Source organism: Rhizobium sp. Leaf306 (assembly GCF_001423425.1).
Classification (GTDB): domain Bacteria; phylum Pseudomonadota; class Alphaproteobacteria; order Rhizobiales; family Rhizobiaceae; genus Neorhizobium; species Neorhizobium soli.
Window position 1 is genome coordinate 362201 of record NZ_LMNX01000002.1, and the last position, 25149, is coordinate 387349.

A 25149-nucleotide genomic window follows, 5' to 3' on the forward strand; every position below is an offset into this window, starting at 1 on the left:
GTCTTTTCACCTTTGTATTTTGCACGGCCGATATCCGGCAGCGCTCACCACATAACTGACCGGTTCGCCGTCGGCGCGTTTGCGTTGCGTGAAGCGGGTCCGATTGACGGAGCTATCAATGTTTTCCTGGTTCGAACGGCGGGTTCACCCTTATCCCGAGGAGACCCCAGGCCTGCCGCCTGCCGGCCTGATCGCCTTCCTCTGGCACTATACCAAGCCGGTCTGGCCCTGGGTGCTGATCATGTCGGTCTGCACGATGTTCATCGCGCTCGGCGAAGTGATGCTGTTCCAGTTTCTGGGCAATATCGTCGACTGGCTGACGCATGCGGAGCGTTCGACCTTCCTTCAGAACGAGGGAATGACGCTGGTTGCCATGGCACTGATGGTGCTGGTCGGGCTGCCGCTGGTCGCCGGCCTCAATTCTCTCATCATGCACCAGATCCTGATGGGCAATTTTCCGATGATCGCCCGTTGGCAGATGCACCGGTTCCTGCTCAACCACTCGATGACCTTCTTTGCCAACGAGTTTGCGGGTCGCGTCTCGACCAAGGTCATGCAGACGTCGCTGGCGATCCGCGAAGTGGTGATGAAGGTGCTCGACGTCTTCGTCTATGTGGCAACCTACTTCATCTCGATGGTGGCGGTGGTTGCGGTCGCGGATATCCGTCTGGCGGTGCCGTTGGTGGTCTGGATCGCCTTTTATTCGGCAACCGTCGCCTACTACGTTCCCAAGCTCCGGAAGATCTCGGCAGCGCAGGCGGATGCGCGCTCGATGATGACCGGGCGTGTCGTCGACAGCTACACCAACATCGCGACGGTGAAGCTGTTTTCGCATTCCGGCCGTGAGGAAGACTACGCCAAGGATGCGATGGACGTGTTCCTGAAGACCGTGCATGGGCAGATGCGCAAGGTGACCGCGTTCCAGGTGCTGGTCTATTTCTACAACTGTGCAGCCCTGTTTGCCGTCGCGACGCTGTCGATCTGGTTCTGGCTGGACAGCGCGATCTCGATCGGCGCCATTGCCATCGCGATCGGCCTTGCAATGCGCATCAACGGCATGTCGCAGTGGATCATGTGGGAAGTCTCGGCGCTGTTTGAGAATATCGGCACGGTCTATGACGGCATGTCGATGATGACCAAGCCGCATGACGTCACCGATGTCGAGGATGCGTCGAAGCTTTCGGCGGCGAAAGGCCATATCGTCTACGACGACGTGCGCTTCCATTACGGCAAGGCAGCGGGCGTCATCGACGGGCTGACGCTGGATATCAAGGCCGGCGAGAAGGTTGGTCTGGTCGGGCGCTCCGGGGCCGGCAAGACGACTCTGATGAACCTGCTCCTGCGGTTCTACGATCTGGAAAGCGGGCGGATCACCATCGACGGGCAGGACATTGCCGGTGTGACGCAGGACAGTTTGCGGTCCTTGGTCGGCGTGGTGACACAGGACACATCGCTGCTGCATCGCTCGATCCGCGACAATATCGCCTATGGCCGGCCGGACGCGACCGATGCCGAGATCATCGAGGCGACCAAGCGGGCCAATGCCTGGGACTTCGTGGAAAGCCTTGTCGATCTTCAGGGGCGCAAGGGGCTCGACGCGCATGTGGGCGAACGGGGCGTAAAGCTTTCGGGTGGCCAGCGTCAGCGGATCGCGATCGCCCGCGTGTTCCTGAAAGATGCGCCGATCCTGGTGCTGGACGAGGCGACCTCTGCGCTGGATTCGGAAGTCGAAGCGGCAATCCAGGAAAACCTGTTTGCCCTGATGCAGGGCAAGACGGTCATCGCCATCGCGCATCGGCTGTCGACACTCACGGAGATGGACCGGGTGATCGTGCTCGACCGGGGCGCCATCGTCGAGACCGGCACGCATCGCGAACTGGCGGATCAGGGCGGCATCTATGCGGACCTCTGGAACCGTCAGTCCGGCGGCTTCATCGGGCATGAGGACGAGGGCCAGGCTGCCGAGTAAACCGTTGACGGAAGCGGCTCACGGTCGCCGGGGAAACCGGCGGCCGACAACGGTCGTCACGCGTCCGATGGGCGCTGGACGCTTCCGATCGGCGGGAGGGCGCGAAGGCAATGATTTATCACGTGTTGCGCATGTTCCGAGCCACCCCAAGATGGTCGCTCACGCTGTCGTAGGCTCCCTAGAGAACGACGCCGCGGCCAGCGAAACATTCAACAATGTCAGGTATTTGCGACGACGCTAATATTTTTTTATGGCCGAGACGCAGTAAGTTTTTCTTTATCTAAAGCTGTCAAGTCTCGAGGGATTAAACTCCCTCTCATTTCGGCTCCGGTCCCAGATGTTCAGCAAGATAAAGATCAAGTTTCTTCTGCCCGCTCTCTTCGGCATCACCGTTCTTCTGGTGATCCTTCAGGGCGCACTCGCCATGCGCTCCGTCAACCAGCTCGATGCCCAGGCGTCCAATATCAGCCGTCGCATGGAACGCTCGGTGATGACCTCCAATATGGACAGGATCCTGTCCGATATCCGGCGTCTTTATTTGATGGCGCTTTCGGCCAGCAATGCCGCTGACCAGAAGCAGTGGCTCGATCAGATCCGCGCCAAGACGCAGGAGCGTGCCGAGGCTTTCAAGACATTCGCCGACACGGCCAGCCTCGATGTGACCAAGGACAAGATTGAAAAGCTCGAGGCGATCGTTGCCGATTACGACAAGCTGGGAGCTCAGTTCGTCAGCCTGCTGGGGGCCTCGCGCGTCTATGAGGCCAAGGCCGTCATCGCGCAGATGGTGCCCAAAGGCGGCGAGGCCGGCGATGTGATGCTGGACATGATCAACGACAACCGGCTGCACAGCCTCGAATACGGCAAGGTCGCAGATAGCGCCGCACGGTTTGCAGCGATCTCGACGATAGTCGTCGTCGTCTTCGCAACACTTCTCGCGCTTGCTGCAGGGCTTTTGTCCTACTTCCGCGTTGCGCGCCCGATTGCCGACATTACCGGTTCGATGAACACGCTTGCCTCCGGTAATGCGCAGGTTGCGATCCCTTACGCGGGGCGGAAGGATGAAATCGGCGAGATGGCAGCAGCCGTCTCCGTGTTCCGCAACAACGCCCTGGAGCGCGAGCGCCTGGAGCGGGAAACCGAAGCCAACCGTTCGATGAGCGAGAGCGAGCGGATTGCTCGCGAGGAGCAGAAGGCGCATGAGGCGGCCGAGGTTTCGTTTGCCGTCGATAGTCTTGCCAACGGTCTGAACTCCCTCTCGCACGGCGATATGACCTTCCGCATCGGACAGCCGTTCGCCGGACAGCTCGATCAGCTGCGCGTCAACTTCAACGCCTCGATGGACAATCTGCAGACTGTCCTTCGTTCGGTCGGCGACAATGCCCGGATGATCGATGCCGGTGCCAACGAGATCCGCTCTGCCGCAGACGATCTGTCGAAGCGTACCGAGCAGCAGGCGGCATCGGTCGAAGAGACCGCTGCGGCGCTCGAGGAGGTAACGACGGCCGTCAAGGATTCGGCAGCCCGTGCCGGAGAAGCCGGCAAGCTCGTCGAGCACACCCGCGACGGTGCCGAAAAGTCCGGCGATATCGTTCGCCAGGCCGTTGTTGCGATGGAAGCGATCGAAAAGTCGTCCGGCGAGATCGGCAACATCATCGGCGTGATCGACGACATCGCTTTCCAGACCAATCTTCTGGCGCTGAACGCCGGTGTCGAGGCAGCCAGGGCCGGCGAGGCAGGCAAAGGCTTTGCGGTCGTTGCCCAGGAAGTCCGCGAACTTGCCCAGCGGTCCGCGAAAGCGGCGCGCGAGATCAAGGTTCTGATCGGTGCTTCGGGCGAAAAGGTGCGTGACGGCGTTGCGCTGGTCGGCCAGACAGGGGCTGCCTTGCAATCGATCGTGACCGAAGTGCAGCAGATTAACACCAACGTCGCCTCGATCGTCGTGTCTTCGCGTGAGCAGTCGACGGGTCTGTCGGAGATCAGCACCTCGGTCAATCATATGGACCAGGGCACCCAGCAGAACGCGGCGATGGTAGAGCAGACGACGGCTGCCAGCCACAGCCTTGCCGCGCAGGCTGCATCGCTGATCGAGCTTTTGGCACAGTTCAAGCTGGAAGAGGGACGCAGTGCCGTCCGCTCGGCCACGCCTGCATCGCGACCGGCACAGTCACCCGTGCGTGCAATGGGCAACCGGATTGCCTCGGCATTCGGCGGAGGTCAGGCTGCGGCCAAGCAGGAATGGTCGGAGTTCTGATCCTCTGCCAAAATGATGAGTTCTGGAAACGGCTGCTTCGGCGGCCGTTTTCGTTTTGAAGCCCGCCTTATGAAAAGGGGGCGATTGCGGAATTATCCGGCGACAGCCGCATCCCAGCCTTTGCCCCTTTCGAAATCCGCCTATATCCTGCGGCATGATCATTCGTCTCTTCCGCGCCTTCGAAAATTATGTTCAGCCGTTTGCGCGCAAGGACGATCTGCGTCCGCCCGAAGACGTGTTCGCCTTTATCTGGTTCTACATCTCGCAGGCCAAGGCGCCGTTCTTCGGGATGCTCATTCTGGGTGGTCTGACGGCGGCGATCGAGGCGGCGCTGTTCTGGTTCGTCGGGCGGCTCGTGGATATCCTGTCGACGATCAAGCCGGGTGACGGCTGGACGGTGCTGCTCGACCAGCATGGCGGCGAGCTGTTGGGCATGCTGGTGCTGATCGGTGTCGTGCGCTTCCTGGTGACGATGTCGACCGCGCTGATCGACCAGCAGATCATTACGCCCGGGTTCTACAACCTGATGCGCTGGCAGTCCTACATGCATGTTGCGCGCCAATCGCTGTCGTTTTTCCAGAACGACTTTTCCGGCCGGATCGTCACCAAGGTTTGGTCTGGCGGACAGGCGGCTGGCGATCTCGTCACCTCGCTGATGGAAAGCGTCTGGTTCGTCACGATCTACTCGGTCTCCATGCTGGTCCTGGTCGGCGGGCTCGACCTGCGGCTCGGCGTACTGGTTTGCGTCTGGGTGTTGGTGTTCGGATTTCTGGCCCGCTATTTCGTGCCGCGCATTCGGTACCACTCGCGCGAGACGGCGGAGGCTGCCTCCATGCTCAACGGCCGCATGGTCGACGCCTACAGCAATATCCAGACGCTGAAACTGTTCGGGCGCGACGAGGCCAACGACCGCTACATGCGGCAGGGCTTTGAGACCTATCAGACCACGCTCATCCACTTTACCCGTTTCATCACCGGCGTCCGGGCGTCGATGGCGCTGCTGTCGGGCATCATGATCAGCAGCATGGCGGCGCTGTCGATCCATCTGTGGCTGTCCGGGCTGATCAGTTCCGGCGCGGTCGCCTTTACCTTGGCGCTGGTGCTGCGGCTCAATTTCCTGCTCGGCCGTCTGATGACCCAGTTCAACGGCATCATGCGCAATTTCGGCACCGTCCAGAATGCGGCCGAGCTGATCTCAAAGCCGATCGGGTTGGTGGATGTGCCCGGCGCGACGGAGCTGAAGGTGGAGCAGCCGGAGATTCGGTTTGAGAACATCCGGTTTCACTACGGCAAGGGCGAGGGCGTGATCGACAACCTGTCGCTCTCCATCCGGGCGGGAGAGAAGATCGGGATCGTCGGACGATCCGGTGCGGGCAAGTCGACGCTCGTCAACCTGCTGCTGCGCTTCTACGATCTGGAGGGCGGGCGCATCCTGATCGACGGGCAGGATATCTCGAAGGTGAGCCAGGAGTCGCTGCGTGCCAATCTCGGCATGGTGACGCAGGACACGTCGCTGCTGCATCGCTCGCTTCGCGACAACATCCTGTTCGGGAGACCCGATGCGACCGACGCACAGCTTCTCGATGCGGCCAAGAAGGCCGAGGCAGACGGGTTTATCCAGACGCTGACCGACCAGCGCGGCCGGCGCGGCTTCGATGCGCATGTGGGCGAGCGCGGCGTGAAACTGTCGGGCGGACAGCGACAGCGGGTGGCGATTGCCCGGGTGATGCTGAAGGACGCGCCAATCCTGGTGCTGGACGAGGCAACATCGGCGCTCGATTCGGAAGTGGAAGCCGCGATCCAGTCCAATCTGGAGCGGCTGATGCAGGGCAAGACTGTGCTCGCCATCGCGCACCGGCTTTCGACGATCGCGACGCTCGACCGGCTGATCGTGATGGACAAGGGCGCCATCATCGAGCAGGGCACCCATAACGAGCTGATTGCGGCGGGCGGTCTCTACGCGGACCTCTGGTCGCGCCAGTCTGGCGGGTTTCTGGGGATCGAAGACGAAGGCGACGTGGTCAAGGTCCGGTGATCGCGATGTCGGCGATCAGCCCGGCGTGGTTGGAGCCGTAGGTGTTCGGCATGCGGGTGAGCGACTTTATCTTGAGCGGGGCACGCACATAGACGTGGTCGATCGCCAGACCCAGCATCCGCGCCCGGACTGGCCAGGTGGGCGGCTCGAAGGCGGCGGTTTTCAGCCCCGTCGAGTTCAGAAACATCCGCATGTTGGGTGGCAGGCTTGAGGCGTTGAAATCGCCTGACAAAACCAGCGGGCCATCGGTGGCGGTGATCGCGAGCGCTGCATTCATGAGTTCCATCGTGTGGAAGTTGTCGAAATACGGCTTCGTCGTATGGATGCCGACGACGTGAACCTTGCGCCCGGAAACCGTGACCTCGCCCATGATGAAGCGATTGTCGAAGATATTGCTCAGGCTTCGAACCGAAGCGTTTTCGATCGGGGTTTTTGAAAACATCATCTGGTCGCACTCTTCCATGAGCACGCCGCAGCCGACGCGGTAAGGATAGACCGCGGCGATCTGCGTCAGATGTTCGTAAAGCGATTCGCCTTCCATGATGTTCACCACATCGGCGCCCGATGACAGGATGGCGCGGGTGATGCCCTCGGCATTTTCGTAGTTTTCGGAGAGGATGTTGAAGGACATCAGCCGGAAGGTCGGTGCGCTCTGATCGGCAGGCGTGACCTCCGCCGCAATTTCGCGCGCCATCCACAGAGGGTGCGCGGTCAAAAGCAGCGCGACCAGAAGCAGGGCATAGCTTGCGAGGTTGCGGTGGATAAGAAGCGCGACCGCCATGGCGACGACGCAGGCCGCGGCCGCATGAAATTGCAGGCTGTGCAGCGTTGCGAGGATCCAGTGAGGCCGCAGATAGCGTGTCAAGATCGCGAGAAGGACCAGCGACACGATGACGCAGATGGCGACCGATAACGTCTTTCTCATTCAGGATTTCCGAGCCGGCTGCCATGAAGCTTTCTGCCGCCTAGCATGCCGTTCCGCCACTGGCAACGCAACAGGCCCGGCCGGGGGCAAGGAAGGGCAGGCGATCTGGGGTTGTGGCCGCTTCGCCACGCCCGCGCGTCCCGGGGTGGGGCAGTTCGAACCAATGCGGCGCATATCCGGCAATACAGGGGGACGGTCCGCATCCTGGCCAGAATGTGGCGGGCAGGCACTTGCCAAGTTGGGACTTTATCTGCGATCAAGCACATGAGGCGCTATTTGCTGGGATTCCCAAGGCATGAGTGTGTCGGGGGAGCCGCGCGGAGGAGCGATGCGGATTTATCCGCTGGAGCGTGAGAGGATGACTGACCGTGAGCGAGCACGATACGCATAGTGCACGCGTGGAGCCCCATTCGGGTGAACCCACGCGGCGCGATTTCCTATATTTGACTACCGGCATGGCTGGCGCCGTGGGCGTCGCGGCTGTTGCCTGGCCGTTCATCGACCAGATGCGGCCTGATGCATCGACGCTTGCGCTCGCATCGATCGAAGTGAATGTCGCAGCTCTTGAGCCGGGTATGTCGCTCACCGTCAAATGGCGGGGCAAGCCGGTGTTCATCCGCAACCGGACGCCGAAGGAACTCGAAGAGGCCAACAAGGTTGAGCTTGCCGCGCTCAAGGATCCGGTGGCGCGCAATGCCAACTTGCCGGCCGATGCGCAAGCATCCGGCGTCGATCGTTCTGCCGGCGCCGGCAAGGAAAACTGGATCGTGATGATCGGCTCCTGCACCCATCTGGGTTGCGTGCCGCTCGGTCAGTCCGGGGACTTCGGCGGGTGGTTCTGTCCGTGTCATGGGTCGCACTACGATACGGCAGGCCGTATCCGTAAGGGACCTGCTCCGCAAAACCTGGCCATCCCGACGTTCGCATTTGCGTCGGATACCGTGATCCGGATCGGGTGAGGGGAGCATTCTCATGAGCGATCATTCGTCCTACCAGCCATCCACCGGCATTGAAAAATGGGTCGACCAGCGGCTGCCGCTGCCGCGTCTGATCCATGACAGTTTCATCTCGTTTCCGGTGCCGAGAAACCTCAACTACGCCTATACGTTCGGCGCCATGCTTGCGGTCATGCTGATCGTACAGATCCTGACCGGCGTCGTGCTGGCCATGCATTACACCGCATCGACGGTCGACGCGTTCGACTCGGTCGAGAAGATCATGCGCGACGTCAACCATGGTTGGCTGCTGCGCTACATGCACGCCAACGGCGCGTCGTTCTTCTTTATCGCCGTCTACCTGCATATCGGACGCGGTCTCTACTACGGCTCCTACAAAGCGCCACGCGAAATCCTCTGGATCCTCGGCGTCGTCATCTATCTCCTGATGATGGCGACCGGCTTCATGGGCTACGTTCTGCCCTGGGGACAGATGTCGTTCTGGGGTGCCACCGTCATCACCGGCTTCTTCTCGGCCTTCCCGCTGGTGGGTGAATGGATACAGCAGTTCCTGCTCGGCGGCTTTGCCGTCGACCAGCCGACGCTCAACCGCTTCTTCTCGCTGCATTACCTGCTGCCGTTCATGATAACGGGCGTCGTCATCCTGCACATCTGGGCACTGCATGTGACCGGCCAGACCAACCCGACCGGAGTCGAGATCAAGACGAAGACGGATACGGTGCCGTTCACGCCTTATGCGACGCTCAAGGATGCGCTCGGCGTTTCGGTGTTCCTGATCGTCTATGCCTGGTTCATCTTCTACATGCCGAACTATCTCGGCCATCCTGATAACTACATCCCGGCCGATGCATTGAAGACCCCGGCACATATCGTGCCCGAATGGTACTACCTGCCATTCTACGCGATGCTGCGCGCGATCACCTTCAACTTCCTGTTTATCGACTCGAAGCTCGGCGGCGTGCTGGTGATGTTCGGTGCGATCATCATCCTGTTCTTCGTGCCATGGCTCGATACGTCGAAGGTGCGCTCGGCCGTGTACCGGCCCTGGTACAAGACGTTCTACTGGATCTTCGTCGTCAACGCGATCCTGCTCGGCTGGCTCGGATCACAGCCGGCGGAAGGCATTTTCGTCGTGCTGTCGCAGATCGGGACGGCCTACTATTTCGGCTTCTTCCTCGTGATCATGCCGCTGCTCGGCCTGTTCGAGACACCACGCCGCATTCCGAATTCGATCACGGAAGCGGTGCTGGAGAAACAGGGCAGAACAGCCAATGCCGGCGTCGCGGCCGCTCAGGCAAATGCCTGAGCGCAGGCGGGAGGAGACATACATGAAGAAGATCACACTCGGCCTCGCTTCGCTCACACTGGCACTTGGCCTCACCATGGGATCGTTGAGCGCGCAGGAAAAGCATGACGTCGGCGCCGGCACAGCCGGTGGCGGCGGCGGTGACCATGCGGAAGGCGGCACGCCGCATTATCCGCTGCGTCATCCGGAACCTGTGGACTGGACCTTTGCCGGTCCCTTCGGCCACTACGACAAGGGCCAGCTGCAGCGCGGCCTCAAGGTCTATACGGAAGTCTGTTCCGCCTGCCATTCGATGCGGCTCGTGTCGTTCCGCACGCTCGAGGATCTCGGCTATTCGGACGGTCAGGTGAAGGCGCTTGCGGCCAATTACGAGGTGCAGGACGGTCCAAACGACGACGGCGAGATGTTTACCCGCAAGGCGGTACCATCGGACCACTTTCCGTCGCCCTATCCGAACGCCCAGGCGGCGGCGGCGGCCAACAACGGTGCTGCACCGCCGGATATGTCGTTGCTTGCCAAGGCGCGCGGCATCACCCGCGGCTTCCCGCAGTTCGTGTTCGACATCTTTACCCAGTACCAGGAAGGCGGCCCGGACTATATCCACGCGCTGCTGACCGGCTACCAGGATCCGCCTCCGGGCGTGGAAGTCGCACCGGGGACGCACTACAATCCGTACTTTGCCAATGCCTCAGCGCTCGCCATGGCCCCGCCGATCAGCAATGATCAGGTGAGCTATGACGACGGTACGCCGCAGACGGTGGATCAGTATTCGAAGGACGTCGCCGCGTTCCTGATGTTTACTGCCGAGCCGCATCTGGAAGAGCGCAAGCGCACCGGTTTCATGGTGATGATCTTCCTGGTGATCTTTACCGGGCTGATCTATCTGACCAAGAAATCGGTCTATGCCCGCAAGCCGCACTGAGCTTCAAAGTTCAAACCAAAAAGGCGGCTTCGGCCGCCTTTTTCATGTCTTGCGATTGGCGGATCAGGCGGCGGGCAGAGCTGTCCTCCGGCGGTGGTCAGAAATAGGTGACGGTGACGATGACCGTGTCTGTGTAGTTGCCGACGGCAGCCGGTTGCGGAGCAACGCGGCCAAAGACAGGTATCGACTGCACGGCGCCGGCCCCTGTGCCGGAGACGAGTGCGCTGCCTGTCGCACCCCAGGGTCGAGAATGGGCCTGATCGGCGTAAAGGCCGTAGGCGATCGTGTTCGTGCCGGAGCGCATCAACCGTTGTTCCGGGTTGGTGGCCGCAGCCAGGCCGCCATCCATGGCGATGCTATAGGTCGAGTTCGGCGTGCAGGTGACGTCGACCCCACCGCTCGCAGTCACTTCGGAATCGATCAGGCCGTGAAGACCGAAATCAAGGTTTGAAACGGCGATCAGGCAGTTTGCCGCAACGGTTGCCTGGACGGTAAAGCTTGCCTGCGCCAGTGTCGCCGAGGTCGGTGCCGCGCAGTCGAGGGTAGTTCCCTCTTCGTAGTAGAACCGCACCTCGCCGGTGGTGAAGGAGGAGAGGTAGGTGCCGGTGGCAGCGCTCGTCTGGCCGGCAGACAGCCCGCCGTAAAGCGTCACGGCGCCATTGGCCTCGCCATCAGATGCGGCGATGCGGATCGTCCGTGGCTGGCCGAGTGTCGTATCGTCATACGAACCCCAGCGGGTCGCGCGGCCGGCGTCGGCGTAGAGCTGGTAGCCGAGCTCGTTCGTGCCCGATCGCATGATGCGGGTCCCGCCGGATGTGCCACCGCTACCGCTGCCGAGATTGCCGCAGAGCGTGACCGCCGTTGCGTTGGCGCTGACGCCGCTGCAACTGATCGAAACCTGCGCCGTCGCATCGGCGGATGCGCCCGAGAGCGTATCGACATTGCCGAAATTGGCGGAGTCGATGTCGACCGTGCAGCTTGCGGCCGCGGCGTCGGCGGCGCCGGCTCCATAGAGGAGCAGGCCGATCCCGGCCTGGAGAAGAAGCGTTCTGAGGCGCTTAAGGCTGGCATATCGCATCGGTAATACTCACCTGTTTGCCCCGCTGGGGCTTGTATTGGAAGGTTGCCACGCAGGTGGTCTCATCCGGCAGCGTCAGGGTGAGGCGGTTGCTGGCTTTCAGATTTTCCACGAGCGTCTGGCCGTCATAGCCGACGACGAAGGGCTCCGATCCGGTCTTCGTCGTGCCACTGGCGCCGACTGCGATGGGTTTTCCGTCCGGTCCGGAGAAGGTCACCAGTGCGGCGTTCGCATCGACGTCGACCTCGAAGTTGACGACGATCCCCGATCGGTCGGCCGGCACCACGACGGTGCGGGTGGTGTTGACGACGGCGTCGAGCGGCAGATCCTCGGGGTCGATCGCAATGTGGTTTTCCTGATAGGAGCGCAGGTTCGGAAGGAGCAGCTTGCCGCCGCTGTTTGTGCGGCCGGCTGGTCTGTTCTCATGCTGGACCTCGACGCCGGGCGCGCCTGCATCGACGATGGCGAACGCATCGTTGATGCGGTTGGACGCGAAGACGCCGCCTCCGGCCGCGACCAGAGCTCCATCAACGGTCACACTGGCCCTTGTCTTGCTGCCGCGTTGGTCGACACGCGCTGCCACTTTTGCCGCCGAAGCGCGGTAGCTGGCGGCTGCCGAGTTGATCGCGTTTTCCGACTGCGTCCGGCCAACGCTCCAGCCGTAGTCGCCGATCTGCTGACCCAGCGTGCGGCTGACCGTCTGCGTCACGCTGGTTTCGTCTGACTGCGATGCGACCGATGTGGTGGCCGAGATCCGCTTGCCGATCGGGACGAAGAGGCTTGCATAGATTCCGACAGTGCCGTCGGTCAGGCTCTTGATCGCGGACACGGAAAACGTGCTGTCATTGAACACCGGGCGGCTGTAGGAAAGGCCGAGGATACGCTGCCGGTCACCTTCGGCGGTCTCGGCATTGGTGAAGCTGAAGTTCAGGTTCGATCGGTCGAAAGGCATTGGGACCGACAGGGATACCTGGTCGAGCGCCTTGGGCGGCGCCGCTGATCCGAGCAAGATCCCGTCGGTGGAGCTGCGCTTGTCGGCTGTGACCGAGGCAATGTCCTGAAAACTGCCGAAGCTGCGCTGCATGCGGGCTCTGAGGTGAAAGCCCCGCATCTGTCGCTCCCAGGTCATGCCAACCTGCTCGCCTATTGAACCGTCGTGATAACTGCCAGCGCCCGAGAGCGAGATGACGCCACTCCAAGGCGCGGCGAACACGGCGCCGACGCCGCCATGGACGAGATCCGCGCCGCCCTCGGCATGGCCTTCCATCGTCAGCCAGTTGGTCACGCCGGTGCGCAGGGTCGCCGATCCGTAAGGGCGTGAATCGTAGTCATTCGAGTCGATCCCGTAGCCGTGTCGCGCAAAGCCCAGCTCGGCGGAGAAATCGTAAAGCCCGCGGGCGAGCATCTGACTGGACGCGATGAAGCTGCTTTCGGTCGACACCTGCTGCCCTTGAGCGTCGGTGACGACGACCCGGGCATTGCCGCTTCCGTCGACGAAGGGCAGGTTGGTGATATCGAACGGACCTGCGCCGACCGAACTGGAAAAGCGCTTGGCATCATTGAGATAGACATCGACGGTGGAAGGCACGGCAGCGCTTGCCGACAGTTCCGGCACGGGAAAGGTGACCAGGTCGGATCGCAGCGAGAAGCTGCGTTGCACCTGCAGGCCTCCTAGACGGGTCGGGCGCGTCCAGTTCAGGCCGCCGGTGATGACGTCACCGGCGCTGTAGGTGACCATCGAGTCCTGGTCCGAATAGCGCCAGGTCGTGTCCAGGCGCGTCGAGCCGTAGTAGGTATCGTCAGAGGTGCTGGCGATAAATGTATTGCTGAGGACGCCCAGCGGGCTGAAATACAGGGCTCCGAAAGCGCCGCTCACGCCGGTGAAGCCGAACCGCGAATCCTTTTCGGAATTGTCGGAAGACGCGACGATATTGTAGTTGAGGAGTGCACCGGACGAGGATTGCGCCTTCAGTCTCGGTCTCTTCGGCGCGCCGCCGCGCTTCGCCTTGGCGTCGATGATTTTTGGCGCGCGTTCGCCGTTCGATGCGGTGAAATCGATCGTTTGCTGCAGATCGTCGTAGACGAAAGTGACTGATGGTAGCTGATCGATGGTTACGCGGCCATCTTCGCCGATTGCCGTCTTGGCGGGCTTGATGCCGATATTGCGCAGCTGCTCGATCTCGATCGAGAGGGATCCGTCCGGTGCCTGCCGGAAGGCGGCAACGAGATTAGTCTTTACGCCGTTGATCGACACGGACAGGTAGAGGTCGCTCGGCCCGTCCGTATCGGTGGCCGCAGGGACGTCAAAGGGATCGGCGTCGGCCGCCAGATTGGCATCCGGAGACGTATCCCCGGATGCCGCATGACCTGCGGTCGGCAGGACGAGGACGGCGAGGCACAAGCGCGCCAGGAGCAGGGCTGTCTGACGCGCCATGCGACCGACCCCCTAGTCGGTAAACCGAACGGGGATCGAATGCCGGATCATGACGCTGACCTGACCGGGGGTCTTTCGCCCGGCCTCGGGCAGCTGATCGATCAGAAGCCGGTAGGACTCTGTTCCGACAATCGGCTTCTTGCTGACACGGACAACTCTGATCGAGTTCTCAGTACCAGGCTTCAGCGTGGTGACCGGGGGGCTGGCAACCACGTCCGTGGTGGGATCGAGGCGATCCTTCCCATTGACTTTCGTCCAGCGAAAAACCCGCACCTGCACCTTGACCGGCCGCAACCCGTCTTCCCACACCCGAACCGTTCCCGTGGGGGAAGAGGCTTTCAGATCCAAAGTGATCGGAGAAACCCTCAACGCAGCTGCTCCGGCACCGCCGGCTATCAGGCACGCGAATAGGCTCGCTGCCATGAAGCGCATGGAGATCATCTTGTCATCCTTATTTTAGGTTAGCGACACGCCGCGCCGCCGAGCTTGCCGAAAGGTTCGTGCTTAGTAGTTGATCGTTGCGATCAAGACGTCGCCGTAGGTATCAGCCTGGACGCTCTGGTTCGCTGCAAGCACTGCCGTGAACGGAATGACGTCTGCTGCGCCAGTCGCGGTGCCGTCAAGCGTGTTCGTGCCGAGGGTGGCCCCCCAGATCGGGCCGGTCGCCAAGCCCTGGTGAACCGTATAGGTCGCCAGACCACCGTTGGCTACGCCTGTCATAAAGCGGGTTTCAACGGTTGCCAGGGCGCCATTGCCGACACCGAGCTGTATCTGATAGGGCGCATTCGCCGTGCATTGCACGGTCATGTTTCCGGGGACCTCGACGGCTACATCGATCAGGGCCTGATTGCCGAAGGCGACCGGATCAGTGGCCAGCGTGCATTCGGCAGCCACGGTCATCGAAACATCCATGTTGGCATCCAGTGTCTGGGCAAATGCGGCGCTGGACGTCAGGGAAATGGCTGTAGCGGCGAAAATCGTCGCGAGTATTGTCTTCGTCATGAAGGACCTCAATGGGCGCGATCATTCGCGCTTTGATAGAAATTGGCAGTGTTGCCAACCCTAGACTGCGGTCCAATTTGTTAACGAAACATTAATGCCGTTTCTTTCACAAGTAACTAATTTACTCTAAATCAAATAAAGTGATGATGAATCGGAAAATCGCTCTTCCGCATTCAAACGAGCCAGCGCGTTATGCGAGGGTCAGGCGACAGGTTACTTATTCGTAATTTCTAATGGATGGCGGAATGTCGAGAGTGCAGGTATCGATTGCGGTGAATACTCAGATCGGTTTTGGCTGAAGAGACGGCGGACGAGAATGCGTCGCTGGGGGCACTGTTGGGTCGGCGGGTAGTGCGCGGTTTGATCTGGACAATGTCGACCGCAGCTGCCTATTGCTTTCCTTTAGCAACGAACAACAAACAAGGCTCCCGCCCCAATGTCCTCCCGTGACGACACACTCGCCGCCTCCATCCGTGCCATCCGTGATTACCCGAAACCAGGTATCATCTTTCGCGACATCACGACGCTGCTTGGCGATGCCAAGGCGTTCCGTCAGGCGGTGGACGATCTGGTGAAACCTTATGCCGACATGTCCATCGCCCAAGTGGCCGGTATCGAGGCGCGTGGCTTTATTCTCGGTGGTGCACTGGCGCACCAGCTCTCGGCAGGGTTCGTGCCGATCCGCAAGAAGGGCAAGCTGCCGCACGAGACCGTGCGCGTGGCCTACAGCCTCGAATACGGCGTCGACGAGATGGAAATGCATGTCGATGCGGTCAAGCCCGGCGAGAAAGTCATCCTGACCGACGACCTGATCGCGACCGGCGGCACGGCCGAAGGAGCGGTAAAGCTGCTGCGCCAGATGGGTGCGGAGATCGTATCCGCCTGTTTCGTCATCGACCTGCCGGAACTCGGCGGCCGCAAAAAGCTGGAAGCCCTCGGCGTCGAAGTGCGCACGCTGATCGAATTCGAAGGGCACTAACGAAAATCCGCAAATGCCGCCGGTTTTGAGGATTGCGACCGGCGGCGGAGGCGATATCCTTCACCCGTTCCGGACTTGACCGGAGCCTTAGGGAAACGGACATGGATATCGCAAGCCTGACTGCCTTTGCCGCCGCGTTTCTGGTTTTCGCGGCAAGTCCCGGACCCGACAATGTGACGATCATGGCCCGTACGGTTTCGCACGGTGCTGCGGCTGGGATCGCCTATGGAGCCGGAACGGTCACCGGCATCCTGATCTTTCTGTTCCTCGCCGTGTTCGGCCTGTCGCTGGTGGCGGAGGAGCTGGGCATGGCAATGACGGTGCTGCGCTATGCCGGGGCTGCCTATCTGGTCTGGATGGGCGTGCGGTTGTGGTTTGCCGAGCCGGTTCCGGCCGATCATGCCGTGGTAACGGGCCGGTCGGGGCTGGTGGCGACATTTGCGACCGGTGTCCTTCTCAATCTCGGCAATCCGAAAATGCCGCTCTTCTACATAGCGCTCCTGCCCAATGTCGTTGGACCCAATCTCACGATGGAGCAGGCCGGCGTTTTGGCGCTTGTCATCGTCGCCGTCGAGGTTCTGGTGATCGGCGGCCACGTGGTTCTTGCCGGGCGGGCGAGGGCAGCACTGAAGCGCCCAGCGGTTCTGCGGCGCGTCAACCGGGGCTGCGGAGCGGTGATGGTGGGGGCGGGCGTTGCTGCTGTTGCCGTGCGATAGTGGTGTCAGGTGAATTCGAGAACGGTGCCTTCGTAGCGCATCACCGTCTCGCCGTGTTGGTTGACGCCGTCATTTTCCGTCAGGTTGATGAAGGTGCCGGGGCGGCTTCCGAGCGGGCGCGATTCGATCAGGGTCACGGAATAGGTGATGCTGTCGCCGGCATAGACGGGTTTCAGCCACTGCAGCGACTTGAAGCCGGCGGAAGGGCCGAGTTTCGGGGCGGCGAGGCCGGCGGCTTCGAGGCGTACGACTTCCGCTGTCCAATAGGCCATGAACGTCTTCATCCAGCCCGCGCATGTGTGCCAGCCGGAGGCGCAGAGCCCGCCGAAGACGTAGTGTTTTGCGGCTTCCGCATCCACATGGAAGGGTTGCGGATCGAATTTCCGGGCGAACCGGATGATGTCTTCAGGGGTGAAGAGCAGCGTGCCGGTTTCGATCCGCGTGCCGGGGGGAGAGAGTTCGATCAGCCTCATGCCGTGACCTCGGCCGCGTTTCGGAGCCGGATCATGATCGGGTTTTCACCGCGCATGACGATCTGGCCTCGCTGATTGGTGACTTCGTGCAGGAAGTTGACGAGGCCGATGCCCGGGCGGGAGCGGAGCAGGCGGGTCGAGGCCACGGTGGAGCGGCCGGACAGCGTGTCGCCAGCGAGGACCGGCTTTTTCCATTCCATCAGCTCTATGCCGGGCGAGCCTTCGGACGCTGCGCGCGACAGCCAGCCGTCATACATCATCCGCATGAACATCGACGATGTATGCCAGCCGGACGCCGAGAGACCGCCGAGAATGCTGGCACGTCCGGCGGCTTCATCGAGATGCATGGGCTGAGGGTCGAATTCGGTGGCGAACTCGACGATTTCCTCGGCCGTCACCTGCTTATCCGCAAGCGGGAAGGTGCGATCCGGGGTGAAGTCCTCGAAGTGATATTCGATTTCCGTCATCGCGTTCGCGCCTCCGTGGTGTCCCGATCAGGTGTTGAAGCGGAAGTGGATCACGTCGCCGTCGTTTACGACATATTCCTTGCCTTCGTCGCGGCCCTTGCCAGCTTCCTTGGCGCCGACTTCGCCCTTGAAGGCGACGTAGTCGTCAAAGCCGATGGTGAAGGCGCGGATGAAGCCGCGTTCGAAATCCGTGTGGATGACGCCGGCAGCGGCCGGGGCCTTGGTGCCGCGGACGATGGTCCAGGCGCGGGTTTCCTTGGGGCCGACCGTGAAATAGGTGATCAGGTGAAGGAGATTGTAACCGGCGCGGATGAGGCGATCGAGGCCTGCTTCTTCAAGGCCGAGGGCCGAGAGGAATTCCTTGGCTTCGTCTTCCGGCAGCTGCGCGACTTCAGATTCGATGGCGGCCGAGATGATGACGCATTCGGCACCCTGTTCCTTGGCCATCGCGGCCACGGCCTTGGTGTGCTCGTTGCCGTCGACGGCATCGCTTTCGGCGACGTTGCAGACGTAGAGGACCGGATGCGAGGTCAGGAGGTTTAGAGCCTTCAAAATCTCGATGTCGTCGGCTGCCAGCGTCTTCAGAAGAATGCGGGCAGGCTTTCCCTCGTTGAGAAGCTTGATGACGGCTTCCATGACCGGCAGCTGGGCGACGGATTCCTTGTCGTTGGTCTTGGCGCGCTTGCGGGTCTGCTCGACGCGGCGTTCCAGGCTTTCGAGGTCGGCGAGCATCAGCTCGGTCTCGATCGTCTCGGCATCGCCGACCGGGTTGATGCGGCCTTCGACATGGGTGATGTCGTCGTCTTCGAAGCAGCGCAGCACGTGCACGACGGCATCGACTTCGCGGATATTGGCGAGGAACTTGTTGCCGAGACCTTCACCCTTCGAGGCGCCGCGCACGAGGCCGGCGATATCGACGAAGGAGATACGGGTCGGAATGATTTCCTTGGAGCCGGCGATGGTGGCCAGCTGCTGCATGCGCGGATCCGGAACCGCGACTTCGCCCGTGTTCGGCTCGATCGTGCAGAACGGATAGTTGGCAGCCTGCGCCGCCGCAGTCTTGGTGAGAGCGTTAAAGAGCGTGGACTTGCCGACATTCGGCAGGCCGACGATACCGCATTTGAAACCCATGGGACGGACCCCGTCTGACTAGAATTGTTCGTTGCCGTGGCTATGGGGGAAACAGGCCGGGCGGTCAAGGGTTGGCGGCTTGGGGGAGGCGGCGGGGACGCTGGTAACGACGCAAAACAGAATTCGGAAACGAGACGTCGGCTTGCGATGCAAACACAAATCAGACCCACCGGTCCCAATCGGGCAAATCACCGCAGTTGCTTGAATTTCCGACCCGTCGGTGCGATATAGCCAGCATACAATCATTGCTGTTTGAGCATGGCGAACGTCATCAGGAGATGCGGATGGCCGGAGACACCACCCTCACGCCGAAGACGACGACAAAGCCCAAGCTGGAGCGGCCGAAGCTCTACAAGGTTATGCTCGTCAACGACGACTATACGCCGCGCGAATTCGTGACCATGGTTCTGAAAGCCGTGTTCCGGATGAGCGAGGATACGGGCCGGCGGGTGATGATGACCGCCCACCAGATGGGTGTGGCGGTCGTGGTTGTCTGCACCAAGGATATTGCCGAGACCAAGGCCACCGAGGCGATCGATCTCGCCAAGGAAGCCGGTTTTCCGCTGATGTTCACGACCGAGCCTGAAGAATAGCCGGTCGTCCGCTCAGGAAGCGGTGACGCTGAGTGCTTCGGCGGAGATCCAGAACACCGCGTCCTGCGATTCCTCGGTTTCCAGCCAGACGAAGTCTAGACCCGGAAATTCCTCCTCGAGGATTTCGCGCCCGGAGCCGATCTCGCAGATCATCCCGCCTTCGGGGTTGAGGTGGCTTGCGGCGTCTGCCAGCAATGTCCGCACTAGATCCAGACCATCAACCCCACCGTCGAACGCCATCGACGGCTCCGCACGGAATTCCGCCGGGAAACCATCCATCGCGTCGTGATCGACATAGGGCGGGTTGGTGATGATGAGGTCGTATTTCCGGCCTGCGAGCGGCTGGAAGAGATCGCCCTGATGCAGGCTCACCTGCTGTTCGACCTCGTGTTCCCGCAGGTTCAACTTTGCCACTTCCAGCGCGTCGGCCGACAGATCCACCGCATCGACGGCGGCGTTGGGGAAGAATTTGGCGGCCAGCACCGCAAGGCAGCCGGAGCCGGTGCAGATGTCCACAGCGCTCTCGACCATCATCTGGTCGGGCAGGAAGGACGATCCGTTCGGGCCGAGATATTCGCGAAACAGGATCTCGCCGATATGCGAGCGTGGCACGATGACCCGCTCGTCAACCAGAAATCGGACGCCCTGGATATAGGCGCGACCGGTGAGATAGGACGACGGTTTGCGGGTCGTGACGCGGGCCTCGATACGCTCTGCGAGAAGCCTGCGCTCGGCCGGCAGGAGGCGGGCGTCGAGGAAGGGATCGAGCGCGTCGATCGGCAGGTCGAGCGTATCGAGCAGCAGAAAGGCCGCGTCGTCGCCGGCAGTCGTGGTGCCGTGGCCAAAGGAAAGATTGGCGGCGTTGAAGCGCGAGATTGCATAGCGCCAGTAATCGCGCAGCGTGACGAGTTCGGTCGTGAGAGCGGTCATATCTGGTGTCATCTTACTTGTCCTTGTCGCCGAACAGTTTCTTCAGCATGTCGGCCATCGGGCCGGTGGCCGGGATGTTCGGTTTCATGCCGCCGCGCGCCTGGTGGATATGGCTCTTGCCCGCTGGTTTTGGCGCCTTCGGGGTGGGCTTCGGCTTTTCGTCCTCGTCCGGCTGGCTGCCGACGGCAAGGGCCAGCTTGTTCATCAGCTGCGAATCCTCGCCCTTCACCAGCATTTCGGCATTGTCGGCGAGCGCATCGAGAAGCTGCGGCAACCAGGCCTGATCCAGCTTGTCGAAATCGCCGAGCACGTGGTTGTTGACGAATTCCTTGGCGCCGGGATGGCCGATGCCGAGCCGCAGGCGGCGGTAATCCTTGCCACAATGGGCGTCGAGCGACTTGATGCCGTTGTGGCCGCCATGTCCGCCGGCCGTCTTGATGCGCGCCTTGCCGGGCGCCAGATCGAGCTCGTCGTAGATTGCGATGATGTTTTCGGGGCCGAGCTTGTAGAAGCGCATGGCCTCGCCGACCGCTTCGCCCGACAGGTTCATGTAGGTCTGCGGCTTGATCAGCAGAACCTTGTCGCCGGCGAGCTCGCCTTCGGAAATGAGGGCCTTGAACTTCTTTGCCCATGGCGAAAAGCCCGGCCGCCGCTGGATGGCGTCGAGCGCCATGAAGCCGATATTGTGGCGATTGCCGGAGTACTTGCTGCCGGGATTGCCGAGACCCGCAATGATCAACATGAAGTGCGTCCGAATTTTCGTACAGGATGTGGTCTCACCACCCCGAAACGGAACGGAAGTCAACCCGGTTTCGTCCCTGCCGACTGATTGGCACCGCTGATCGCTTGCTCAGTGTTCGGCCTTGAGGCCGTAACGCCGGTAGATCGTGTCCTGGCGGCCATCGCGGATCATGCTGTCGAGTGCGGACTGCATTTTAGCGATCAAGGCGTCCGGGACTGTTTTCTGACAGGCAATGCCGAGCTTCTCCTCGGAGAGGGGAACCACCCTCTCGACGTCGGTGCCATTGTTCTTCAGCCTCTGATAGACGCCTTCCGACATGGGCATCATGTCGATCCGGCCCCGGACGAGCTTGCGCAGCGACGTGTCGAAATCGGCGCTGAGATCGAGGTTCGCAAATCCCATCGATTTCAGAAGGTCCTCGGTAAAGTCGAGCCGATGGGTTCCGATCAGAAAGCTCTTCGCCTCATCGAGCGTCGTGGCGTGGATCGACGAGCCCGCCCGCTTGACCAGGATCGTATGGTTCACGGAGATCGTCATGACCCATTTGAACCGCGGCTTGCGGTCCGCTGTCTGCGCTGCCGAGAAGGCGCAGGTCATCGGCTCGGTCTCGGCGAGCGCGATGGCGCGCGCCCAAGGGATCATTTCAACGTCATAGGGTATCTGCGCTTGCCGCATGATGACATCGATCTGGTCTATGCCTGCGCCGCCATAGCGACCGTTCTGATCACGGTAGCTGAAGGGTGCATAGGGCTCTGTCTTGAGCTGGAGCCTGTCTGCGGCGTGCGCCTGCAGGCAAGACCACGGTCCGATTGTTGCAGCGAGAGCAAGCACGACGAGTGCTGCGCTTGTCATGCCACACCTGATCGAGGACATCTGCTGCTCCACATCGAGGGCCGGGATTTCAGCTTGCAATAGAATCAATTCGGTCGCCGCTTCGGTCGGCGTTCAACATCGTAAGGACATCGCCGATCGCTTGCGGTCGTGCGAAGTAGTAACCCTGAGCGTATTCGATGCCCATGTCGATGAGTGTCGAACGCTGATATTCGGTTTCGACGCCTTCGGCGACGACATGGCAGTTCATCTTGTGCGAGATCGCGGCAATGCCTTCGATCAGCATCTTGTTTCGACGATCGATATCATCGTCGCCATTGTTGAGAGACCGGATAAAGGATTGGTCGATCTTGACGATATCGACCGGGAAACGGCTGAGATAGCTGAGCGAGGAATAGCCGGTTCCGAAGTCGTCAAGCGCGATGCGGCAACCGATGTTGCGGATCTCGTCGAGCAGCCTGCGGATTTCCGGATTGTCATGCATCAGCACGGCCTCCGTGATCTCGATGACCAGTCGGGACGGGCGGATTGCGTAGCGGCCGAGCAAGGTTGACAGCTTGACGGGAAGGCTCGCATCGAATTGCAGCGGCGATACGTTGACGGCGACATAGGTGTCAAACATGCCCGGTATCCGGGAGATGCGGGCAAGATTGGCGACGGCGTCCTCAAGGATGAGATTGCCGATCTGGCCAATCGTACCGGTTTCCTCGGCGACGCTGACGATTGCGCCCGGAGGAACAAGCCCCTTGCGCGGATGGCGCATGCGCATGAGCGCTTCAAAGCCGTTGCAGGCGCCGGTCCTGATATCCACGATCGGCTGGAGATGCGCTTCGAACCAGTTGGCGGCAAGCGCTGCTTCGATGTCGGTTTCGATTTCGGCACGTTCCCGCGTCTTGTCGAGGATGGCCGAATTATAGACCTGCGCACCGTTCTTGCCGTCGCGCTTGCGGGCATACATGGCCAGATCCGACTTCTGTAGAAGCTCGGCGCCGCTTGCGGCATGGGCAGGGTAGAAGGCAAGGCCGATACTGGCGCTAAGGCGCACACTGTTGGTCTCGATGCGGAATGGAACGTCAAAGAACTCGACGATTCTCTGGCACAGCTCGGTGCCGCGCCGTTCCGACCCCTCGCCACACAGAAGAATGGCAAACTCGTCGCCGCCCAGGCGCGATGCCGCGTCGTGGTCGCCCAAAAGCGGCAGCATCCGCTCGACGAACTGGCCGAGCACGAGATCGCCGGCCGCATGACCGAGATTGTCGTTGATCGATTTGAACCGATCGAGATCGACGAACAGACAGGCGATGTCGGTTCCGTTGCGATCCGCCTCGATGATTTTCTGCTCAAGCGCCGCCTCGAACCCCTGACGGTTGAGAAGACCGGTCAGGTGATCGGAAATGGCCTGCTGATAGTTGCGGATTTCTGACTGCTTGAGCTCGGTGACGTCGGTCATCACGCTCAGTGAGCCGGTCTCGCCGTCGCCCGCCGAACCGAGTTCGGTCTCGGCGATAAGGACGTTCATCGTCTTGCCGGACTGACAGATGAAGCGCACGGTGACTTCGAACGCCGGTCCGCGCGATCGCACCTGCGATTTCCTGTTGTGGTAGAGGTTGCGGTCTTCCGGCATCACCAGTTCGCAGAAGGGCAGGTTCAATATGTCAGATCGGCTGTACCCGGTCGCAACGAGCCAGTAGTCGCTGACGGCGGCGATCCTGTCGTCGGCGTCGAGCGAAAACAGCATGGCCGGCGTGAGATTGTAGGTCTGCGTCGTCTTGCGATGTGCCAGTTTCAGCTCGCGCTCCTCGTGTTCGAGAAGGGTCTGCATCTCGTTAAAGCTCTTGGCCAGTCGTCCCATTTCATCGGTGGAGCGCCAGTCGACATGGTGACGAGAACCGAGGCGACGGGTCGCTTCGATTGCGGCGGTCAAACGCAGAAGAGGTTTGATCACCATCACGCGGTTGCCGAGAATGGCGGCGCCGAACACGGTCAGGATGGCGATGATGAAGATCGAGATGAAGGCGAACTCGAATTCGTGAAGCTTCGAGAACCAGCCGATTGTCGGGATGCTGACGCTGACCTTACCGACAACGCGAGCGCCGTAGTTCGACATGTAGGTGATGGGCTGCGAGCGGATCGTCAGGTCGCTCAGGGATATCTCTTGCGGCGTGACTTCCGATATATTCAGTTTGCCCGTCGTGTCGGTTACGCGAACCGCGTAGATGGTCGGATCTTTCACCATGGCGACGGCGATCTGGTGAACGCTTTCGGTATCGAGATCCCAGAGGGGCTTGGCAAGCGCTTGCGAGTTCGTCGCCAGAACGATGTCGACATGCTCTTCGAGCGCCCGAACCGCCTGCTGCGATGACAACGCCAAAAGCAGCGTGAACAACGGCACGACGACGGCCAGAAGCGCGCCCGAAATAATGGCTATGAACCGACTCTCAACGGAATGAGCCACCCGTATTCCCCGCCTGCTTGTAGTCGGTGTTAGCCGCCGACTGCGTGTTCCCCAACACAGTAATTGGCCGGATAATTCCAGCCATTGATTAAGCTTTACTGAAGGCGGGAAGAGTAAAGCGAAGCGGATCTTAAAGAGGGTTACGTAATCCTGACCGGAAAACGTAAAAGCCCGCCTTCGGTGGAAGGCGGGCTCTCAGAAAGACAAGACGAAAATGTCTTATTCGGCTTCGGGAGCCGCAGTCTCAGTCGCTTCTTCTTCTTCGACGCCTGCAGCAGGTGCAACGATCGTCGCGATGGTGAAGTCGCGGTCGGTGATGACAGGTGTCACGCCCTTCGGCAGCTTAACGGCCGAGATGTGGAGGCTGTCGCCGATCTTGGCGTCGGTCAGATCAACCGTGATGAATTCCGGGATCTGGTCGGCCGGGCAATGGAACTCGACCGTGTGACGGACGATGTTCAGAACGGCGCCCTGCTTGATGGCCGACTTGTCTTCGTTTTCGAAGTGAACCGGAACTTCGACGTTGACTTCAGTCTTGGCCGAAACGCGCAGGAAGTCGACATGCATTGTGAAGTCGCGGACCGGATCCAGCTGGTAGTCCTTCGGGAGGACCTGGATCTTCTTACCGTCGAATTCGATCGTCGCGATGGTGGTCATGAAACCGCCAGCGTGAATGCGCTTCGTGACTTCGTTCGTGTTGAGCACGATCGACAGAGGAGCCTGCTTGTCACCATAAATGACTGCAGGGATAAAACCGTTGCGGCGAAGTTCACGGGAGGACCCCTTACCGACCCGTTCGCGCGCCTCGGCCTTGAGCACGTAAGTTTCCTTGCTCATGGCAATTCCTTTCGAGGTTGTTTGGAGAGTTCTTCGCGAACGGTGCCGCGTCAAACCGGAGGGCATCGTCCGACGCTCTCCATCCGCGTTGCCTCCAAGGGTGTCTACGCGGACGGG

The 25149-nt window shown here is 61.0% G+C and carries 22 protein-coding genes; 9 read left to right on the plus strand and 13 right to left on the minus strand.

Going from position 1 to position 25149, the window contains the following annotated elements; all coding sequences use genetic code 11:
* The first annotated feature begins 118 nt into the window (after positions 1 to 118).
* The 3 genes from ASG19_RS09610 (at position 119) to ASG19_RS09620 (ending at position 6255) form a co-directional block, all read left to right on the plus strand.
* Entirely contained in the window at positions 119 to 1969 is a 1851-nt protein-coding gene (locus ASG19_RS09610) for an ABC transporter ATP-binding protein (protein ID WP_062455728.1), read from the plus strand.
* A gap of 337 nt (positions 1970 to 2306) precedes the next feature.
* Positions 2307 to 4220 (plus strand): methyl-accepting chemotaxis protein, encoded by a 1914-nt coding sequence (locus tag ASG19_RS09615; RefSeq protein ID WP_062455731.1) that lies wholly within the window; start codon positions 2307 to 2309, stop codon positions 4218 to 4220.
* A gap of 154 nt (positions 4221 to 4374) precedes the next feature.
* On the plus strand, positions 4375 to 6255 hold the full coding sequence (locus ASG19_RS09620; protein ID WP_062455734.1) for an ABC transporter ATP-binding protein: 1881 nt from the start codon (positions 4375 to 4377) through the stop codon (positions 6253 to 6255).
* On the opposite strand, the gene ASG19_RS09625 is transcribed toward ASG19_RS09620, so the two are convergent.
* Positions 6242 to 7180 (minus strand): endonuclease/exonuclease/phosphatase family protein, encoded by a 939-nt coding sequence (locus tag ASG19_RS09625; protein WP_062455738.1) that lies wholly within the window; start codon positions 7178 to 7180, stop codon positions 6242 to 6244. The genes ASG19_RS09620 and ASG19_RS09625 overlap by 14 nt on opposite strands.
* Positions 7181 to 7548: 368 nt before the next feature.
* Between ASG19_RS09625 and petA the strand changes: the two genes are divergently transcribed.
* Genes petA through ASG19_RS09640 form a run of 3 tightly spaced genes read left to right on the plus strand, consistent with a single transcriptional unit; the run spans position 7549 to position 10364 of the window.
* Positions 7549 to 8139, plus strand: a complete 591-nt coding sequence (gene petA, locus ASG19_RS09630) for a ubiquinol-cytochrome c reductase iron-sulfur subunit (protein WP_062455741.1) — start codon at positions 7549 to 7551, stop codon at positions 8137 to 8139.
* Positions 8140 to 8152: 13 nt separating this feature from the next.
* Complete coding sequence (locus ASG19_RS09635) at positions 8153 to 9442, plus strand: cytochrome b N-terminal domain-containing protein (protein WP_062455743.1); 1290 nt, start codon at positions 8153 to 8155, stop codon at positions 9440 to 9442.
* A gap of 22 nt (positions 9443 to 9464) precedes the next feature.
* A complete protein-coding gene (locus ASG19_RS09640) occupies positions 9465 to 10364 on the plus strand; it encodes a cytochrome c1 (RefSeq protein WP_062455745.1) in 900 nt (299 codons plus the stop codon).
* 97 nt (positions 10365 to 10461) lie between these two features.
* Here ASG19_RS09640 and ASG19_RS09645 read toward each other — a convergent pair whose 3' ends face one another.
* From ASG19_RS09645 to ASG19_RS09660, 4 genes are all read right to left on the minus strand, one after another.
* The gene (locus ASG19_RS09645; protein ID WP_062455748.1) at positions 10462 to 11442 is read right to left on the minus strand and encodes a spore coat protein U domain-containing protein; all 981 of its coding nucleotides are present in this window, start codon (positions 11440 to 11442) and stop codon (positions 10462 to 10464) included.
* Positions 11423 to 13876 (minus strand): fimbria/pilus outer membrane usher protein, encoded by a 2454-nt coding sequence (locus ASG19_RS09650; protein WP_062455751.1) that lies wholly within the window; start codon positions 13874 to 13876, stop codon positions 11423 to 11425. Before ASG19_RS09650 ends, ASG19_RS09645 begins: the two co-directional genes overlap by 20 nt.
* Before the next feature lie 12 nt (positions 13877 to 13888).
* Positions 13889 to 14317, minus strand: a complete 429-nt coding sequence (locus ASG19_RS09655; RefSeq protein WP_062455754.1) for a fimbria/pilus periplasmic chaperone — start codon at positions 14315 to 14317, stop codon at positions 13889 to 13891.
* A 63-nt stretch (positions 14318 to 14380) separates the two neighbouring features.
* Positions 14381 to 14878: a spore coat protein U domain-containing protein gene (locus ASG19_RS09660; RefSeq protein ID WP_062455757.1), complete on the minus strand. Its 498-nt coding sequence runs from the start codon at positions 14876 to 14878 to the stop codon at positions 14381 to 14383.
* Positions 14879 to 15314: 436 nt separating this feature from the next.
* Here ASG19_RS09660 and ASG19_RS09665 point away from each other — a divergent pair, with 436 nt between their 5' ends.
* Both ASG19_RS09665 and ASG19_RS09670 read left to right on the plus strand, forming a co-directional pair.
* Positions 15315 to 15857 carry an adenine phosphoribosyltransferase gene (locus tag ASG19_RS09665; protein ID WP_062455760.1) on the plus strand — a complete coding sequence of 181 codons (543 nt, stop codon included), beginning with the start codon at positions 15315 to 15317 and terminating at the stop codon, positions 15855 to 15857.
* A gap of 101 nt (positions 15858 to 15958) precedes the next feature.
* Entirely contained in the window at positions 15959 to 16573 is a 615-nt protein-coding gene (locus ASG19_RS09670) for a LysE family translocator (RefSeq protein ID WP_062455763.1), read from the plus strand.
* A gap of 5 nt (positions 16574 to 16578) precedes the next feature.
* Here ASG19_RS09670 and ASG19_RS09675 read toward each other — a convergent pair whose 3' ends face one another.
* From ASG19_RS09675 to ychF, 3 genes are read right to left on the minus strand one after another with little or no spacing between them, the layout of a single operon-like run.
* Positions 16579 to 17046, minus strand: a complete 468-nt coding sequence (locus ASG19_RS09675) for a MaoC family dehydratase (RefSeq protein WP_062455766.1) — start codon at positions 17044 to 17046, stop codon at positions 16579 to 16581.
* Positions 17043 to 17513 carry a MaoC family dehydratase gene (locus tag ASG19_RS09680; protein ID WP_062455768.1) on the minus strand — a complete coding sequence of 157 codons (471 nt, stop codon included), beginning with the start codon at positions 17511 to 17513 and terminating at the stop codon, positions 17043 to 17045. The genes ASG19_RS09675 and ASG19_RS09680 overlap by 4 nt, the downstream gene beginning before the upstream one ends.
* Before the next feature lie 27 nt (positions 17514 to 17540).
* Positions 17541 to 18644: a redox-regulated ATPase YchF gene (ychF, locus tag ASG19_RS09685; protein WP_062455771.1), complete on the minus strand. Its 1104-nt coding sequence runs from the start codon at positions 18642 to 18644 to the stop codon at positions 17541 to 17543.
* Positions 18645 to 18928: 284 nt separating this feature from the next.
* On the opposite strand from ychF, the gene clpS reads away from it, so the two are divergent.
* The gene (clpS, locus tag ASG19_RS09690) at positions 18929 to 19237 is read left to right on the plus strand and encodes an ATP-dependent Clp protease adapter ClpS (RefSeq protein WP_062455774.1); all 309 of its coding nucleotides are present in this window, start codon (positions 18929 to 18931) and stop codon (positions 19235 to 19237) included.
* 12 nt (positions 19238 to 19249) lie between these two features.
* On the opposite strand, the gene prmB is transcribed toward clpS, so the two are convergent.
* The 5 genes from prmB to ASG19_RS09715 all read right to left on the minus strand — a co-directional run bounded on the left by prmB (position 19250) and on the right by ASG19_RS09715 (position 25032).
* Complete coding sequence (gene prmB / locus ASG19_RS09695; protein WP_062455777.1) at positions 19250 to 20179, minus strand: 50S ribosomal protein L3 N(5)-glutamine methyltransferase; 930 nt, start codon at positions 20177 to 20179, stop codon at positions 19250 to 19252.
* 1 nt (position 20180) lies between these two features.
* Positions 20181 to 20909, minus strand: a complete 729-nt coding sequence (gene pth, locus ASG19_RS09700; protein WP_062455780.1) for an aminoacyl-tRNA hydrolase — start codon at positions 20907 to 20909, stop codon at positions 20181 to 20183.
* Positions 20910 to 21017: 108 nt separating this feature from the next.
* The gene (locus tag ASG19_RS09705) at positions 21018 to 21782 is read right to left on the minus strand and encodes a transporter substrate-binding domain-containing protein (RefSeq protein WP_244474107.1); all 765 of its coding nucleotides are present in this window, start codon (positions 21780 to 21782) and stop codon (positions 21018 to 21020) included.
* A gap of 28 nt (positions 21783 to 21810) precedes the next feature.
* On the minus strand, positions 21811 to 24195 hold the full coding sequence (locus tag ASG19_RS09710; protein WP_062455786.1) for an EAL domain-containing protein: 2385 nt from the start codon (positions 24193 to 24195) through the stop codon (positions 21811 to 21813).
* Between the two features lie 219 nt (positions 24196 to 24414).
* Entirely contained in the window at positions 24415 to 25032 is a 618-nt protein-coding gene (locus ASG19_RS09715; RefSeq protein ID WP_062455789.1) for a 50S ribosomal protein L25/general stress protein Ctc, read from the minus strand.
* Positions 25033 to 25149: the final 117 nt, after the last annotated feature.